Source organism: Corynebacterium sp. HMSC062A03, from assembly GCF_001811145.1.
Taxonomy (GTDB): domain Bacteria; phylum Actinomycetota; class Actinomycetes; order Mycobacteriales; family Mycobacteriaceae; genus Corynebacterium; species Corynebacterium aurimucosum.
In genome coordinates this window covers 1-16,746 of record NZ_KV803669.1, presented here as the reverse complement: position 1 = coordinate 16,746, position 16,746 = coordinate 1, and the positions used below count along the sequence as shown (strand labels likewise).

Genomic DNA, 16,746 nt, shown 5'->3' with positions numbered 1-16,746 from the left:
CCGCAAGTCTAGGCCTGCTAGTGGCAAGATCCCCAATCTTTTGGGCCCAGCACTACAACCGCTTTTAAACCAAAGCCCCAGACCTCGATCCCGAAACTCCCAGGTGGGCAGGTGGGCGTCGGCAAGCGCTTGGCGACGCCCACCTGCAGGTTGCGGGTTTTAGGTCTGGGGAAATGCCTTACGTGGTGGCGCTTTCAGTCAACGTCCGGCGAGTGGGATTTAACGCTTCTGGTACAGCGCGCTCTTGCGGGCAAAGACCGGATCGGAGGTCACCAGGACGCCCAGGTTGCGGAAGATGCCCTCATCCACCGAACCCAAGATGGTGGTGGTGTGAACATCGCAACCCTGAAGCTCCTTCAGTGCATCGAGCGCGCGGCGGGCATTCTCGTCCTTCGCCGCGGATACCGACAGCGCGATGAGGACCTCGTCGGTGTGCAGGCGCGGGTTCTGTGAACCCAGGTGCTTAGTCTTCAACGTCTGGATGGGCTCGATGGATTCCGGGGACAACAAGTGCAGGTCATCATCAATGCCAGCGAGGTGCTTGAGTGCATTGAGCAGCGCGGCTGCGGAGCAGCCCAGCAACGGGGAGGTGCGGCCGGTGATGATGGTGCCGTCGTGAAGCTGCAGCGCGGCTGCCGGGCCGTCGGTCTCCTCCGCTTTCTCACGCGCTGGGAGCACAACCGGACGGTCGGTGGACTTGATGCCGGCCTTCGCCATGACTACGGCCGCGCGCTCAGACTGCGTGGTGTCGAGGCCGTTGCGGGCTTCCTCCACCAAAGTCTTGAAGTAGCGGCGGATGATCTCCTGCTGGGAGGCTTCGCGGCAGACTTCGTCATCGGTGATGCAAAAGCCCACCATGTTCACGCCCATGTCCGTCGGGGACTGGTAGGGCACGGTGCCGGTCAGGCGCTCCAACAGGGACTTCAGCAGCGGGAAGGCCTCGACGTCGCGGTTGTAGTTCACCGTGGATTCGCCGTGCGCGGAGAGGTGGAAGTGGTCGATGACGTTGGCGTCGTTAAGGTCCACGGTGGCGGCCTCGTATGCCAGGTTCACCGGGTGATCCAGCGGGAGGTTCCAGATGGGGAAGGTCTCGAACTTGGCATAGCCTGCTGGCACGCCGCGCAGATTCTCGTGGTAGACCTGCGAGAGCGCGGTAGCCAGCTTGCCGGAGCCCGGCCCCGGCGCGGTGACCACCACGAGATCACGGGTGGTCTCCACGTAGTCGTTCTTGCCCAGGCCATCCTCGGAGACGATGAGGTCGATGTTGGCGGGATAACCCGGGATGATGCGGTGACGCGCCACGGTCAGTCCCAGGCGCTCGAGGCGCTCGATGAAAGCCTCCGCCTGGCTATTGCCGTCCTCGAGCTGGGTCATGACAATGTTATTGACCAGGAAGCCGCGGTCCCGGAAGACGTCGACAAGCCGCAGCACATCATCTTCGTAGAGGATACCCAGGTCACCGCGCATCTTCTGGCGCTCGATGTCCTTGGCGTTGATGCAGACGAGGATTTCTACGTCATCCTTGATGCGCTCGAGCATCGCAATCTTGTTATCCGGGGTGAAACCGGGCAGCACGCGGGAGGCGTGCATGTCATCGAAAAGCTTGCCGCCCATCTCAAGGTAGAGCTTCCCGCCGATTTCTTTGCGCCGAGCGTTAATATGCTCCGACTGCAGTTCAATATATTTTTCACGATCAAAACCGAGCGCGCGCCCCATAGTATTTAGGCCCTTCCGTTCAACGGGTAGTACCCGAAAAGTCTACAGCAGCATAGCCCCCGCGTAGACTTCCTGACATGCCTGAGGGACACGTTATTCACCGCCTTGCCCGCACACTCAATGCGGATTTCCGTAACAAGCCGCTAGCCGTGAGCAGCCCCCAAGGCCGGTTCGCTGCGGAGGCCGCGCTTGTCAGCGCCTCACCCCTCTTACTCGCCGAAGCCTTTGGCAAGCATCTCTTTCTCCACTTCGATGCGGATAACCCGCGCCACGTTATCTATATCCATTTAGGCCTCATTGGCTCCCTGCGCTTTGAGCCTTCTGCCGATGTCTGGGGGCAGATCCGTCTGCGCATTGATAACGGAACAACAGCCGCGAACCTGCGCGGCCCGCAGTTCTGCACGCTCATCACGGAGGATGAGTACCAGGCCAAGGTGGCGAAGGTGGGCCAGGATCCACTCCGGAAGGACGCCGACCCTGATGCCTTGTGGTCCCGGGTCCATGCCTCGAAACGCAGCATCGGTGCACAGCTCATGGACCAAGGTCTCTTTGCTGGCGTGGGCAATATCTACCGCGCAGAAGCCCTTTTCCGCCAAGGGCTCTCCCCCTTCATTCCTGGCAAGCAGCTCGACCGCGCGGAGTTTGACGCCATCTGGTCTGACCTGGTCGATCTCATGGACTACGGCGTCGAGCACGGCCGCATCGACACCGTCCGCGAAGCCCATACCCCGGAGGCCATGGGCCGCGAGCCCCGCAAAGATGACCATGGCGGTGAGGTCTACGTCTACCGCCGCGCCGGGCAACCCTGCCACGTGTGCGGCACCGAGATCCGGGAGCAGGTCATGCAGGGCCGCAACCTCTTTTGGTGCCCCACCTGCCAACCCGCGCGCTAGGGTGTGGGTTATGCGCCCTGCTTATACCGTTACCACTGTTCGTGCCGCTGAGAACCGACTGCTGGAACAGCAGTCTCATGAGGATCAGCTCATGAAGCTGGCCGCCGCGGCGGTGGCAGAAACCGCGTGGGTGATGCTGGAGCAACAGCCTGGGGCAGTACTTGTTCTCGCTGGCTCCGGCGGCAACGGTGGGGATGGGCTTTATGCTGGCGCGGAGCTGGCTGCGCGCGGGGTGAGCGTCCACGCACTGATACCTGAGTGCTGCCACGAGGAGGCCCTCGCCGCGTTCCGAGCAGCCGGCGGCACGGTCCTTCCTTCCGACAGCGCGCTGCCGTCAGGCAGCACGCCATTAGGAAGCGCGCTGCTTATTGACGCCATCGCTGGCCTCGGCTCCGCCCGGGGCTTAAGCGGCACCGCGCTCTCGCTCTACCGCAAGGCCACCGCTGCCGGGGCCGTAGTCTTGGCCGTCGACATGCCCACCGGCGTCGATGCCGACACGGGAGTCTGCGCCGCAGATGCCGTTAACGCCGATGTCACTGTCACCTTCGGCTCGCCGCGTCTCGGCCACGCGCTGGCCGCCGAATGCGGGCAGGTTGTGGTCTCCGATCTCTTCTTGCCCGGCGCGCCCTCCTTTGCCGAGACCCTCTCCGAACTGGATGAACCAGCAGGCTTCATCGCGCACGAACCTTCCGTGCCGACACCTTATGCGTGGCAACCGGGCGAACTCGATCTGCCGGGCGGGCGCGCTTCCCGCCCCTGGCCGGTTGGCTGCACCGGCCCCATCGTTGATCCCACACCAGGCGCGCGCTCGGATAAGTATTCCGGGGGCGTCGTTGCCCTGGCTGCCGGCAGCGATACCTACCCAGGTGCGGGGATCCTCTGCGCCACCGCAGCGGTACGTGCCACGCCCTCGATGGTGCGCTTCATCGGCGATAACTCGATTACTTCCCTTCTCCCCGAGCTGGTCTGCCATCCCGATGTGGCCTCCGCCGGACAGGCCCAAGCCTGGGTCGTGGGCCCCGGCCGCGGTACCGATGCAGCGGCGGCCACCGAACTGCGAAAGGTACTGGCGCAGGGACTTCCCACCATCCTCGACGCCGACGCCCTCACGCTGCTGGCGCGCAACACCTCCTTGCGCCAGAAAGTCACCGAACACCCGCTGACCATCCTCACCCCGCATGAAGGCGAGTTCCGCCGCCTCTACGAGGCCGCTTTCGGCTCTGCTCCCGATGGGGCTACCGGCTGGAGCCGCGCCCTCCACGAGCTAGCCGAAGAGCTAAACAGCATCATTCTGCTCAAAGGCCGCCTGACTCGAGTCACCGCGCCGGGCCAGCCTTTGTATTCCTTCAACGCCGGTCACTCCTTTGCCGCGACCCCAGGCTCCGGGGACGTGCTTTCCGGCATTCTGGGCGCGGTCATGGCCCAGCTCTCCGCCGAAACCATCCCCGAGGTTCTCCACGCCGGCGCCATCCACGCCCACGCAGCGGCCATCGCGGCCGAGACGCCCGAGGGCTTCGCGCCCTGTTCTGCCTCCCAGATCGCGGCGGCCATCCCGCAGGCCATCGCGCGGCTCCTCAACGCCGAGCGCTAGCTCCTTGGCTTGGCGCTAGCTCCGCTACTAAGTACGTTTCGATCAAGTAGCACCCCAAAAATCCGCCCGAAGTTTTGGGGTCTTATTTGATCGATCCGTACCTGGCCGCCGCCGTCTTGGTACGTTTTCGCAACGAAGCCCTAGAATTTTGCGATTTCCGGGCCACTATCTACGAAAACGTACCGTGGCCCGGCGCAGGATCCCGGACGCAGTACCGACGGACTTGCGCATGAGCCCGCGCGGGCCGACCGCCACCGTGCCGCGGCGCAGCGAGGTGCTTTCCCACGGCCACGTCATCCCCGCCCATGCTGCCGCGACGGCAAGGGTCTCCACCACGATGTAACCGGGCCATGGGCCGAATAGGTTGATGATGGAGGGACTGCCCGGCGCGTGGTTAAGGAAACCATAGTTCCCGTCGGTCTTCGCATTGACCGCCATGGCCAGTGCCATCCACACGGGCGTGACCTTGACGGCGAAGCGGTACCCCTTCCAGGTGGGGCGGTAACCAAGACCAAAGGTTAGTGCCAGCGGCATGGCAAGTGCCACGATGTGGAAAAACCAGTAGGTGGCAAACCGCAGCCAGCGCGGGGAAAAGTAATAAATGACATCCGGGGTGATGATGGCCTGCGGGTTGAGGATGATGCCCCAGAAGTAAGTCAAGGTCAGGGCATGCTCGTTGCCGGTGATAAGGCCCAGGGCCAAGATCGGGCGCAGCACGTCACACAGGTGCAAGGGCAAAGACTCCCGGATATCGAATTGCTTCGGGTCTAAGGAGATGATCGTCCACGCAATACCCGCCACCAGCAAGGCCCAGCCCACCATCCGGCGGATGAAGGTCTCGCGGGAGGTTCCCTTGATCCTGCGGGCGGCAACAATAAAGACCCCGCAGGCCACCACGGTAATGCTCAACATGAGCGCATGCAGCGCAGTCCACTGCTGCATGCGCGGGTAGTCAGTTGGGCTTACTCGGGGCTTGCGGGGTCGAATCATAACGGGGTATTAATTTACCCCTTTGTATGAACACGTGAGAGATGAGAGGGGTTTTACGCGGCTAGCTCGGAGTATTCGGAGAGTTTTCCGTCCTTGACTTCGACCACGGTGTCGGCATAGTCGAGCAAGCTGCGGTCGTGGGTAATAAACAGGGTTGCGGTATCGAAGTCTTCGGTAACACCGCGCAGTAGCTTGGCAATGTCGCGCGAAAGCTTGGAATCGAGGGCGGAGGTGGGCTCGTCCGCCAGCAACACGGAAGGCTGCCCCATGAGAGCACGAGCAATGTTCACGCGTTGGCGCTGACCACCAGAAAGCTGGTTCATGCGGCGGTTCCCAAAGCCCTCCAAGCCCACGAAGCTGAGCAGCTCATCGGCACGATCCTGGCGCGGCTTGCGGCCCTCCATGTGGTCAATGATGAGCAGCTGTTCGCGCGCGGTAAGGGCGGCCAGCAGGTTGGCCTGCTGGAAGATGAGCCCGCGGGAGCCGGTTCGCTCCACGGCGCCGGAGTCCGGCTCGATGAGGCCGGCGGCTACGGAGAGCAGCGTGGACTTGCCGGAACCGGATTCGCCGATGACGGCGGTGAGCTCGCCCGGCTTGACGTCGAGGCTGACATTATCCAGCGCTGTGACGCGGGACTCACCATCCGGGTAGGTCACCACGACATCGCGAAGGGACAGTGCAGGGGCAGAAGCAGTGGTAGTCATTAGGCGTTGCCTCCTAGGGCGTCAAGCGGATTGATTTTGGATACGCGGCGGGTGGCAAGAAAGGCACCGGCGATACCGAGCAGCCAAATGCCGAGTGCGGGGACGATGACGGTCATGGCGGAGACCTCGAAGGGCACAGCGCCCTGGGCGGCAAGGCCCAGCAGCCAGCCGACGAGCGCGCCGACCCCCACGCCAATCGCCAGGATGATGGCGGCCTGCGCGATGGCATCCTTGAGCAGGTACTTCACGCTGGCGCCAAGGGCACGCAGGATGGACAGGTCACGGGTGCGCTGGATGGTCCAGATGCTCAGGAAAGCGATAGTGACCAGCGCGGAAATACCGTAGAGGAAGGCTTGCATGGTCAGCAGCGAACCGCGCTCCGAGCTATAAGCCGGAAGACCGGACAGGGCCTTGCCCATAGACACGGAGGTGTCGGTCGGCTCCGGGGACAGCACGGCTACGCCCACCATGTCCTCAGGAGAATGGGAGACCTGCTGCCAGGTTTCGGTAGAGACCCACACCACCGGGGAGTGGGAGTAGTACTCATCCTCAACCACCGCGGTGACGTCCAAATCCACACCGCCGAGGGTGCCCCGGGAGGGCGCGTTCATCTCTTCATCGATGGATTGGCTCAAGACCATGCCTTCCTCCGGAATCACGGTGCTGGAGCCAGGAATCTGGGTACCTTCGGGCAGGCCGAAGACCGCCACGCCGCCGTGGCCCTCCAGCTTGGTCTGCGAAGTACCCAGCGGAATACCAGAGGCAGGCACATCCTCGGCAAAGATCTCCGACTCGGTGAAGGAGGGATCTTCCGTCGAAAAGGTCACGTTCGGAGTCTGCTCCCCGAGTGCCTCAAGGGCGGAAGTATTCTGCTTGGACAGGCCTTGGGTCAGGCCGGACAACATAACGAGCAACAACGTAATTAGAGCCACGACGCCGCCGATCAGGAAGAACCGACCGCGGGCGGTGACTATCTCTCTTAATGCCAGGAACATACTATTAATCCTGCGTGTGCGTGCGCTGAAAGTAATCGGGTAGCCAGTTGAACCTCCACTCAACCAGTTGGTTGATTCGCCCTCGACCAGCCAGCGGATAAGCTGGACTGCCGTGATGATGAGCAACAAACTGTGGACCGTGGGACTGCACACCATGTTCGGTTTTCTCCTCGTGTTTGGAGTGCTGCGCGCATGGGCCGATGGCCGTCTCGACGCCCGCGCCCTCGGCCTCTCCATCGCACTCGCAGTGGTCTACACGGGGTTTGCCATCTTCGGTTCCCGCACCATCACCCGCCCCGTCCCCACCACGCTGTGGCTCGCCGCTCTGTGCCTGCTGTGGATCGGGCTTATGGTACACGCCCAAGACTTCATGTGGCTCGAGTTCCCGCTGGTCTTCGTCTTTATCCATGCGCTTCCCTTCTGGCCGGGAATCGTCGCCAGCGTGGTGCTGTGGGCCGTCGCCGCCTTCGTCCCCGCGTGGATCCACCCGCAATTCTGGACCGCGGCCGCGGCCATCGGGCCGTTCATTGGCACCTGTTTCGCCGTGGCCGTCTACCACGCCGCCCGCCGGGTTCAGGCGGAGGCGGCGCACCACGCGGCCGTCGCCAAGCAGCTGCGTGAGACCCAGGAGGAGCTGGCCGCCAGTGAGCACCAAGCCGGGCGCCTCGAGGAACGGGAGCGGCTCTCCCGCGAAATCCACGACACCGTGGCACAGGGGCTGTCCTCCATCGTCCTGCTCAGCCGCGCCGCCAAGAACACGTCCGCGCAACAGGACGTGACCGAGCAGCTCGCACTCATTGAAAAGGTGGCCCAGGATAATCTGGCCGAGGCTCGGCGCTTCGTCAAAGAGCTCGCAGCCCCTGCCTCCTCCCTCGACGCGGAACTGCGCTCCCTCGTGGATGAGCTCCAAGCCCAAGCCAAGGGCCTGGGGCTACGCACCCGCTTCGGGCTCAAGCTCACTGGCAGTGCGGACGTCCCCACCGAGTTTTCCCACGTCATCTTGCGCGCCGCGCGGGAAGGGCTGACCAACGTCATGAAACACGCCGATGCCGACAAGGCCGTGGTCACCCTCGGCTCTTTCGAGGATGGAATCATCCTCGATGTGGTCGACGACGGCCGCGGCATCGAAGGGCCACGTGGCTTCGGGCTGACCGGCCTGGAGCAGCGTGTTCGCAGCGTCGGCGGCAGCGTCCAGGTAGAATCTTCACCCGTCGGCACCGCGCTCGCGGTGCGAATCCCAACAGGAAGCAGCAGCAATGGTCAACGTGATGCTCATCGATGATCACCCCGTGGTCCGCGCCGGGCTGCGCGCGATTCTTAACGCCTTCCCCGACATCGAGGTGGTGTTGGAAGGCTCCGACGGCTCGACCGTCGAGCAGCTGACGGATGCTGATGTTCCCCACATCGATGTGGTTGTCTGCGATATTCAGATGCCAGACGTCGATGGCATCGCCGCCACCCGGCGCGTGCGCGAGCTCGATGGGCCACCGGTGCTCATCCTGACCACCTATGACACACAGGCGGATATCCTGGCCGCCGTGGAGGCGGGCGCATTGGGCTACCTGCTCAAGGACGCCCCCGAGGAAACGCTGCACACCGCGGTCCTCGACACAGCTGCGGGAAAGCGGACCTTGGCACCTGAGGTCACCAACCTTCTGGCGGAGCGCTTGGCGCAGCCGGAGACCGCGCTGTCCGCGCGTGAACTGGAGATCCTGCAGGCGCTGTCAACGGGAGATTCCAACAAGCAGATTGCCCAACGGCTCTTCATCTCCGAGGCCACGGTCAAGACCCACTTGATTCACGTCTATCAAAAGCTGGGCGTAGAAACCCGCACGGCGGCCGTCTCCGCTGCCCGCGAACGGAAGCTCATCCAATAAATGCATACGTACGATTGCATCGTCGTGGGTGGCGGCCAATCCGGCCTGGCCACCGGCTATTACCTGCGCCGTCAGAAGCTCGATTTCCTCATCCTCGATGCCAACTCCTCCCCCGGCGGGGCCTGGCAGCACGTGTGGGACTCACTCACGCTCTTTAGCGATGCCCAATCCTCCACGCTGCCCGGCTGGCCCATGCCTTCTTACCCGGGTTTCCCGCCGGCTTCCCATGTGGTGGACTACCTCACCCGCTATGAGCAGCGCTATGACCTGCCGGTCCGGCACGGGGTGGCGGTGGAGCGCGTGCTTGACGACGACCCCCGCTTCCGCCTGCTTACCACTCACGGTGAATTCCGTTCCCGCACCGTCGTGGCCGCGACGGGCACGTGGTCCGCGCCGTTCATCCCCTTCTACCCCGGTGAATTTGCTGGCCGCCAATGGCACACGGCGAACTACCCCGGCCCTGCGCCGTTTCTCCCCGGAACGCAGCCAGAAACCCAGCGCGTCGCCGTCGTGGGCGCAGGCAACTCGGGTGCCCAAATCGCCGCCGAGCTTGCCTTGAAAGGCGTGGACACCACGTGGTTTACCACGCATCCGCCGCGGTGGATGCCGGATGACGTGGATGGCCGCGTGCTCTTTAGCCGCAACCGGCAGCGTATGCTCGCCTTAGCAAAGGGGGAGCCCGATCCCGGATCGGAGTCGGAGCTCGGCGATATCGTCATGGTTCCGCCCGTCCTCAAGGCCCGGGATAGCGGGCTGTTGGGCACTACCCCAATGTTCGATTCCCTCAATGAACTCACCGAGCAGGGCTTCAGCGACCTCATCTGGGCCACCGGCTTCCGCCCAGCGCTACGCCCGTTCCCTGGGCTGTTGGCAGAAGGAAAGCCCACGGTGGAAGGTTTCTTCCCCGTGGGCTATGGCTCGTGGACTGGTCCGGGCTCGGCCACGATTACTGGTGTGTCACCCTATGCGCGGCAGGTAGCAGGGGACGTCGCCAAGCTCGTTCGCTCTACCCACTAGGCGCTACAACGCCACCATGGCGAGGAGCACCACCGCTGCCAGCGCAAGGAGAAAACCTAGGCGGCGCAGGATCTTCATCTGTTCTTCGCGCCCCATACGCGCCATGAGTGCGGCGCCGAAAACAGAGCCCACGGTGTTGTAGAGAAGGTCATCGACATCGCTAAAGCCCAGGGCAAAGATGTACTGGGCGCTTTCAATGCAGAGGCTGACTACGAGGCCGATCAGCATCGCCCCGCCCAGGCCCCAGCGAATCCTGGCACGGTCGCGCCCGGCCACGTAGATCGCCGCGCCCAGCGGCATGAAAAGAGCGATGTTTCCTATCAGATCGGTCCACGCGCCGTACCACACGGAGGCGTTCTCAAAACCACCAAAGAGCTGTGTATTAACCTGGCGTACCGCATGTGCGGAACCATCCACCACGCCGGGGATATCCATAAAGGGTTTGCCCACCGTCGCCAACATCACGACCACCAAGGACAGGGCCGTGACCAGGAAGGAATCACGACGCAGGTGCGGATATGAATCCGGCGCGGGCCGCAGCCTATTGCGCGGGTGTTGAGCTTCTATCCCAGTCATGCGCTTCACCCTAACTATGTTCTCTGGAAGCCAGCTGAAGCAAAAGCCAGAAAACGCTGCTTCACATCCTCTGTACGATAGTGCCCATGAGCACACTCATTGTCACCCGCGCGGATTCCGGAGTAACCCATTCCTTCCAAGAACAGCCCCTGCTCGGGGAAGGCGACACGGTCGTGGATGTGCAGTTTTCTTCCCTCAATTACAAGGACGCCATGGCCTTGGAGGGCGATAAAGGGGTCATGCGCATCAATCCCCTCGTCCCCGGCATCGATGTCGTGGGCACTGTGTCGGAGACTTCTGATTCTCGCCTGGACCCCGGCCAGCTTGTCGTCTCCTGCGGCGATGGCTTGGGCGAATTTCGCCATGGCGGCTACACCACCCGCCAGCGCGTCAACGCTGAAGCCACCATCCCCGTGCCCCAACGCTTCAGCGCTCACGATGCCGCCGCCATCGGCACGGCCGGATACACCGCCGCTATCTGCGTGAACCAGCTGCGCACGCACGGCACCACGCAGGGCCATGTCTTGGTGACCGGCGCCACCGGAGGCGTGGGCTCCATCGCGGTCCAGCTGCTCAAGTCTTCCGGCTACGAGGTCACCGCCGTCACCGGCCGCGTGGAATCCCAGTCGGACTACCTCACCTCACTCGGCGCGGATCACGTGCTCGACCGCGCAGCGCTGTCTGAGACCGGCCGTCCGCTGCAGAAGGCGCTGTACGACGGCGCCATTGACACCGCCGGCTCCACCGTCCTAGCGAATGTGCTGGCGCAGGTGCGTTGGGGTGGTGTGGTTGCGGCCACCGGCATGGCAGCCGGCCCGGACCTTCCCGCTTCGGTGCTGCCGTTCATTTTGCGCGGCATCGTGCTGGCCGGCGGCAATTCGGTCGACGCGCCCCGCGAGGTGCGCGAGGAGGCCTGGCAGCTTCTCGACGAACACCTCGACCTCGACATGCTGAACTCTATTACCGAAACGGTTCCGCTGGCTGATGTTGCCACCGCCGCTCAAGAGCTCCGCGCGGGCTCCCGACATGGGCGCACGGTGGTCGAGATATAGGCTGGGACAGATTTAAGCTGGGCAGCGGTGTGCCGCCCGCTCCCTTTTAGTGGTGTACGCGGTGCGACAGGGATTCGTCGTCAGTGCCGGGGGTATCACCCAGCTCGCCCGTGGTGTTATCGTCGCTGCGGGCCAGCCAGATGGAAGACACCACCAGTCCGCCCCAGATGACGACGACGAAGAGAATGAAGAGCAGGATTGCGCTTGTAGTCATTGTCGTTCTCCTTTCTTAATAGCCGTTACTTGTCGTCCGTGATCGGTGCGGCAGGCTTACCCGTGGCAAGCGGGTTCGGTGTGCCGGCCGGGCGGCCGCCCACAGGAACGCCGTAGTCCGAGGTCTCCATTCCGTCCAGGTACTTGTTGCCGCGGAAGGCCACCAGCGGCATGACGAAGCTGGCGAGCAGGATGACGCCCAGCACTGCCCAGCCGAAGAGCCCAATCTGGGTGGAGGAGTAGCCCTCATAGCCCTCGCGGGCAATCGTGATGATCTCGTTGACCAAGAAGTAGACGAGCAGCAGCGGGGTGGCGATGAAGGTCAGGAACTGCCAGAAGCCACCGACCTTGAAGTGCGAGACGGCGTTGAGGTGCTGCTGGATCTCGCGGCGGCGAGCGGTGACCCAGCCGACGACCACTAGGGCACAGATGGCGCCGAAGACGATGCCCAGGTTGTTGGTGAACTTATCCATGATGTCCAGGGTGACCAGGCCCGAGGAGGTGGAGAACAGGAAGCAGGACACGACCGCCATGGTGCCGCCAACGGTGATGGCAGAAACGCGGCGAGAGACGTTGAACTTATCTGCCACAGCAGAGACGACGACCTCCATGATAGAAATCAACGAGGTCACACCAGCCAGGAAGAGGGAGCCGAAGAAGAGGACACCAAACAGTCCGCCGAGCGGCATGAGGTTGATGATCGTCGGGAAAGCGATGAAGGCCAGGCCGATACCGGAGGACACCACCTCATCCACGGCCACGCCCTGCTGGGCAGCCATGTAGCCCAGGGTGGCGAAAACGCCGATGCCGGCGAGAACCTCGAAGGAGGAGTTTGCAAAGGCGGTAACCAGACCCGTATTGGTGAGGTTGGTGCGCGGCTTGAGGTAGGAGGCGTAGGTGATCATGATGCCGAAACCAATGGACAGGGAGAAGAAAATCTGCCCATAGGCGGCGATCCACACCGATGGGTTGCTCAGCACGGACCAATCCGGAGTGAAGAAGGCGTTGAGACCCTCGGCGGCGCCGTCGAGGAAGAAGGCGCGGATCACCAGAATGATGAACATGACGGCCAGGACCGGCAGGAAAATGGAGGTCAGCTTACCGATGCCCTTGTTGATGCTCGTGGCCAACGTGGCGATGCAGACGATCCACACGAGGATCATGACGCCGAGAATGGCGGGGACGACGTGGCCCGAGTAGGTTGCCTCCGGGTTTGCTTGGAGGAAGTCGCTCATAAAGTACGTTGATGGATCCTCGCCCCACGCCTGGTTCACAGACTTGATGGTGTAGAGCGCCGCCCACGCAATGATGGCAGCGTAGTAGATGGCGATGAAGAAGTTCACGCCGACCTTGAACCAACCGATTCCCTCCCAGCGGCTGCTGATACGGCGGAATGCTAGCGGTGCAGAACCACGGAAGCGGTGACCAATGGCCAAGTCGAACCACAGGATAGGAATACCGGCGGTGAGCAAGGCAACCATGTACGGGATGAGGAAGGCGCCGCCACCGTTGTCATAGGCAACGTAGGGAAAGCGCCAGATGTTACCCAGGCCGACGGCGGATCCGATGGCGGCCATGAGGAAGACAAAGCGCGTATTAAAAGTATCGCGTGTCGAGCGAGTCTTATGCGGGGTTGATGTGGTCATGAGAGAACTTTCTTCTTGAGCAAATATCGCGCACGGCGAGACCCTAGGAATTGTTTATACGGGCCGCGTACGACGAGTATTAGCGAGAAGCATAGCCTAACTGCCAACCTATAGGTACCGTTTTGAATACTTATTTCTAGTTCTTTATCCCTTCCGAAACCCCATGGCTAGGACCTCAAAACCACTACTACCCCTCAACGCCCGGCTCCTCGTCCGAAGCATTGGATCCCGGAAAGTAGCTGAGCGCTGAAGGTGGAAATCATGCAGAGTCACACACCCAAACTGCACCACTTGTGTGCGAGCCAAGTCACACAATCGAGTCCGGTTTCTTTTATCATTACTGTCATGAAAGAAACTAACTTGGTCACTGGCTCCGTCATCATCGTCGGCAGCGGCCTCGCCGGCATGGTCGCCGGCTATGAGGCCCTCAAGGGCGGAAAGCACGTCATCTTCCTCGAACAAGAAAACCGCAATAACCTAGGCGGCCAGGCCTTCTGGTCCCTCGGCGGGCTGTTTTATGTCGACTCCCCCGAGCAGAAGATGATGCGGGTCAAGGACTCCGAAGAATTGGCCTGGCGCGACTGGGCCAACTCTGCCGACTATGACCCAGTGACCGAGGATGACCGGCACGATTTTTGGGGCGCGAAATGGGGCCGCGAATACGTACGCTTTGCCGCTAATGAGAAACGCACGTACCTCAAAGGCCTAGGCCTCAACGTGCTGCCCACCATCGGCTGGGCCGAGCGCGGTTCGGGCGATGCCTCCGGCCACGGCAACTCCGTCCCGCGTTTCCACCTCACCTGGGGCACGGGCCCGGAGGTCGTGCGCGTCTTCCGCGAGCCGCTCCTTAAAGCAGAAGAACAAGGCCAGGTCGAATTCCATTTCCGCCACCGCGTGGACGAGCTCGTCGTCGAAAACGACGACGCTGGCAGCCCGCGCGTCGTCGGCGTGCGCGGCAGCGTCCTCTCCCCCACCAGCCAGCCACGCGGTGAGGCGAGCTCGAGAGAAGTGGTCAAGCACTTCGAGCTGCGCGGCTCTGCTGTCGTCATCGCCACCGGCGGCATCGGCGGCAACCTGGACAAGGTCCGCCGCATGTGGCCGACGCAGCGCTGGGGCGAATGCCCGGAGGAACTGGTCACGGGCGTTCCCGCGCATGTCGACGGCCGTGGCATAGACATCGCCCAGCAGGCGGGCGCCTCGGTGGTCAACACGGACCGCATGTGGGCCTACACCGAGGGCATGACCAACTGGAATTCCATCTGGCCCGGCCACGGCATCCGTATTATCCCCGGACCGTCAGCACTATGGCTCGACGCCGAAGGCAACCGCCTGCCCACCAACCTTTTCCCCGGCACCGATAACCTTGCGGCCTTGGCCCACATTGGCCAGACCGGGCACGGTTACTCCTGGTTCGTGCTCAACCAGGCCATCGTGGACAAGGAGTTCATCTTCTCCGGCTCGGAGCAGAACCCGGATTTGACGGACAAGGAGTTCAAGAAGCTCGCCGGCAAGCTAGGCCCCGGCACACACGTGGCAGTCAAAGCTTTCATGGAGAACGGAATCGATTGGGTCGTAGAAGATGACCTGGAGGATCTCGTTGCCGGAATGAACCGCATTGCGCCTGAGGGCTCCCCCACCATTGAGGTAACCCAACTTAGAAAAGTCCTGGAAAATCGCGATTCCCAGCTGGATAATCCCTTCAGCAAAGACGCCCAAGTCAACTACCTCCGCGTTGCCCGCGGATTCTTAGGCGATAAGCTCATTCGCGTTGCTCCCCCACACCGCATCCTGGACGAAACCAAGGGTCCTCTCATCGCAGTACGTTTGAAGTTCCTCACCCGCAAGACGCTAGGTGGCCTGGAGACCAACCTGGACGGCCAGTGCCTCAATCCCGATGGAACGGTACTCCCCGGCCTCTATGCTTGCGGCGAGGCCTCTGGTTTCGGCGGTGGCGGCATGCACGGCAAGAATGCGCTGGAAGGCACCTTCCTGGGCGGGTGCATCCATTCTGGCAAGCGCGTGGGCGAAGCTTTGGCGCGCGAATAGCACGGTTTTCTAATACTGTCGGGCACTATGAACCTCGCTAGGAATGTCCGTATCGACGTGGAGAATCCTTTCTTCACCACGGCCCGCTTTGTCGCCGCCCCCGCGGAACTCACCGTGGGCGAGATGATGATCATCGTCCACGCCGCGCTCGGCCTTGAGCCCTCTCACCCGGGAATCCTCGTGGGTGAAGAAGGCACGCCAATCGACGTCCTCACCATCATTGACCAGGACTTTTTCGAAACATTCCGGGAAGTAGCGCACTACCATCCCTCGGACGGCGCATGGAATATCAGCATCAGCGTGGCGGACACCTCGCGCGTCGTCATGGGTCTGCCAGCCCTCATCGCCGGTGAAGGCCCCGATCTCATGAGTGAGCTGGGCAGTGCCGAGGCGATGTTCAAGGTGGTCCTCGATGTCCAAGCGACCATGGCCTACATGGCTGTTCCTACCGACAACATGGAGCGCATTTTCGCGCTCTTCCCCAACTACACACTGGACCAAATCCATCAGCGCCTCACCACGTTCTTCCCGCCGGCAGTAGCACAGCGCCTGGCCACCATGGGCACGGAGGCCGCCAACCTGGAAGGCGGCACCAAGCCCGCGCTGCCCGGGGATCTCCCCCTTGATCCTTTCCGCTCCACTCCCTTCGAGGACATCCCGGTGCCGTCCTCGGAGATGCTGGAGGAATGGCGCGCGGAAATCCACGAGGCCTACCCGGAGCTGCGTCCCGACTATGAGCTGCCGGCGCTTGACGACGCCATCGCCGCCCACGTAGGCCAACGCGTGCGCGAATACCTCGAGGTCATCGAAGAATTTCCGCGCCTCACCGGGGCCGGCTACCTGAAGCAGGCGGCTGTCGCCCGCCTCAAGGAAGGCCTGAACAGCCCCAATGATTTTGATGATGTTAAGCGCGAGGACTACCACCAGCCGCTGCTGAACCTGCGCGGATTCCTCACGGACCTGGATTGGCTCAAGACCACAACGACGCAGATCAAGCTCACCAAATATGGCCGCAAGGCCATGAACGATCCGCTCTGGGCAACGCAGGTCATCATGCACAACATCCCTTATGCCTACGCCGAACCGGAGGGCATTCCTCAGCTCTCCTTCGAACTAGTCCATTTATTCCGTGGAGAGTGGGAGTTCAACCCAGAATACGACTACACGCACGCCATCACCCGCGATCTGCTGTTCACGCTGGGCGTCCTTGAGGATGATTCCACATTCCCTGACATCACCGATGGCTGCCAGGGCTTCCTCGGCGCGATCATCACTAAGGTCCGCCAGGAGCTGAACCAAGAGCTGGATTAGCCCTGGTTCAGCCCCCTCCAGGCCGCATGCCGCTGCCTACAACTACCGCGAACAACTCACAACAACCTCGAAACAACTACAAACAACTGAGGTTACCCTCGTTTAGTGGACACCCTATT

Annotated in this window: 15 protein-coding genes; 8 read left to right on the top strand and 7 right to left on the bottom strand. The window is 62.3% G+C overall.

The annotated features are described in order from the left end of the window. Positions 1 to 219: 219 nt before the first annotated feature. Positions 220 to 1,716: a DUF1846 domain-containing protein gene (locus HMPREF2781_RS05850; protein ID WP_070644728.1), complete on the bottom strand. Its 1,497-nt coding sequence runs from the start codon at positions 1,714 to 1,716 to the stop codon at positions 220 to 222. A 77-nt stretch (positions 1,717 to 1,793) separates the two neighbouring features. On the opposite strand from HMPREF2781_RS05850, the gene HMPREF2781_RS05845 reads away from it, so the two are divergent. Both HMPREF2781_RS05845 and HMPREF2781_RS05840 read left to right on the top strand, forming a co-directional pair. Further along, positions 1,794 to 2,609 carry an Fpg/Nei family DNA glycosylase gene (locus HMPREF2781_RS05845; protein WP_070644727.1) on the top strand — a complete coding sequence of 272 codons (816 nt, stop codon included), beginning with the start codon at positions 1,794 to 1,796 and terminating at the stop codon, positions 2,607 to 2,609. Between the two features lie 10 nt (positions 2,610 to 2,619). Further along, positions 2,620 to 4,200 (top strand): NAD(P)H-hydrate epimerase, encoded by a 1,581-nt coding sequence (locus HMPREF2781_RS05840; RefSeq protein WP_070644726.1) that lies wholly within the window; start codon positions 2,620 to 2,622, stop codon positions 4,198 to 4,200. A gap of 165 nt (positions 4,201 to 4,365) precedes the next feature. Here the strand turns inward: HMPREF2781_RS05840 and HMPREF2781_RS05835 are convergent, their stop codons facing one another. The 3 genes from HMPREF2781_RS05835 to HMPREF2781_RS05825 all read right to left on the bottom strand — a co-directional run bounded on the left by HMPREF2781_RS05835 (position 4,366) and on the right by HMPREF2781_RS05825 (position 6,889). Continuing rightward, complete coding sequence (locus tag HMPREF2781_RS05835) at positions 4,366 to 5,142, bottom strand: YwaF family protein (RefSeq protein ID WP_246821788.1); 777 nt, start codon at positions 5,140 to 5,142, stop codon at positions 4,366 to 4,368. A 101-nt stretch (positions 5,143 to 5,243) separates the two neighbouring features. Then, positions 5,244 to 5,894: an ABC transporter ATP-binding protein gene (locus tag HMPREF2781_RS05830; protein WP_070644724.1), complete on the bottom strand. Its 651-nt coding sequence runs from the start codon at positions 5,892 to 5,894 to the stop codon at positions 5,244 to 5,246. After that, the gene (locus HMPREF2781_RS05825; RefSeq protein WP_070644723.1) at positions 5,894 to 6,889 is read right to left on the bottom strand and encodes an ABC transporter permease; all 996 of its coding nucleotides are present in this window, start codon (positions 6,887 to 6,889) and stop codon (positions 5,894 to 5,896) included. Before HMPREF2781_RS05825 ends, HMPREF2781_RS05830 begins: the two co-directional genes overlap by 1 nt. A gap of 115 nt (positions 6,890 to 7,004) precedes the next feature. Between HMPREF2781_RS05825 and HMPREF2781_RS05820 the strand changes: the two genes are divergently transcribed. Genes HMPREF2781_RS05820 through HMPREF2781_RS05810 form a run of 3 tightly spaced genes read left to right on the top strand, consistent with a single transcriptional unit; the run spans position 7,005 to position 9,783 of the window. After that, a complete protein-coding gene (locus HMPREF2781_RS05820; protein WP_070644722.1) occupies positions 7,005 to 8,171 on the top strand; it encodes a histidine kinase in 1,167 nt (388 codons plus the stop codon). Continuing rightward, complete coding sequence (locus tag HMPREF2781_RS05815) at positions 8,146 to 8,766, top strand: response regulator (protein WP_070644721.1); 621 nt, start codon at positions 8,146 to 8,148, stop codon at positions 8,764 to 8,766. The genes HMPREF2781_RS05820 and HMPREF2781_RS05815 overlap by 26 nt, the downstream gene beginning before the upstream one ends. Next, complete coding sequence (locus tag HMPREF2781_RS05810; RefSeq protein WP_070644720.1) at positions 8,767 to 9,783, top strand: NAD(P)-binding domain-containing protein; 1,017 nt, start codon at positions 8,767 to 8,769, stop codon at positions 9,781 to 9,783. A gap of 3 nt (positions 9,784 to 9,786) precedes the next feature. Here the strand turns inward: HMPREF2781_RS05810 and HMPREF2781_RS05805 are convergent, their stop codons facing one another. After that, positions 9,787 to 10,359 carry a VanZ family protein gene (locus HMPREF2781_RS05805; protein WP_070444679.1) on the bottom strand — a complete coding sequence of 191 codons (573 nt, stop codon included), beginning with the start codon at positions 10,357 to 10,359 and terminating at the stop codon, positions 9,787 to 9,789. A gap of 86 nt (positions 10,360 to 10,445) precedes the next feature. Here HMPREF2781_RS05805 and HMPREF2781_RS05800 point away from each other — a divergent pair, with 86 nt between their 5' ends. Further along, positions 10,446 to 11,411 (top strand): MDR family oxidoreductase, encoded by a 966-nt coding sequence (locus tag HMPREF2781_RS05800; protein WP_070444677.1) that lies wholly within the window; start codon positions 10,446 to 10,448, stop codon positions 11,409 to 11,411. Between the two features lie 46 nt (positions 11,412 to 11,457). On the opposite strand, the gene metS is transcribed toward HMPREF2781_RS05800, so the two are convergent. Continuing rightward, positions 11,458 to 11,625, bottom strand: a complete 168-nt coding sequence (gene metS / locus HMPREF2781_RS05795) for a methionine/alanine import NSS transporter subunit MetS (protein WP_070444675.1) — start codon at positions 11,623 to 11,625, stop codon at positions 11,458 to 11,460. 25 nt (positions 11,626 to 11,650) lie between these two features. Further along, on the bottom strand, positions 11,651 to 13,270 hold the full coding sequence (locus HMPREF2781_RS05790; RefSeq protein ID WP_070644719.1) for a sodium-dependent transporter: 1,620 nt from the start codon (positions 13,268 to 13,270) through the stop codon (positions 11,651 to 11,653). A gap of 345 nt (positions 13,271 to 13,615) precedes the next feature. Here HMPREF2781_RS05790 and HMPREF2781_RS05785 point away from each other — a divergent pair, with 345 nt between their 5' ends. Next, on the top strand, positions 13,616 to 15,316 hold the full coding sequence (locus HMPREF2781_RS05785) for an FAD-binding dehydrogenase (protein ID WP_070644739.1): 1,701 nt from the start codon (positions 13,616 to 13,618) through the stop codon (positions 15,314 to 15,316). A gap of 27 nt (positions 15,317 to 15,343) precedes the next feature. After that, positions 15,344 to 16,627: a hypothetical protein gene (locus HMPREF2781_RS05780; protein ID WP_070644718.1), complete on the top strand. Its 1,284-nt coding sequence runs from the start codon at positions 15,344 to 15,346 to the stop codon at positions 16,625 to 16,627. Positions 16,628 to 16,746 lie beyond the last annotated feature (119 nt).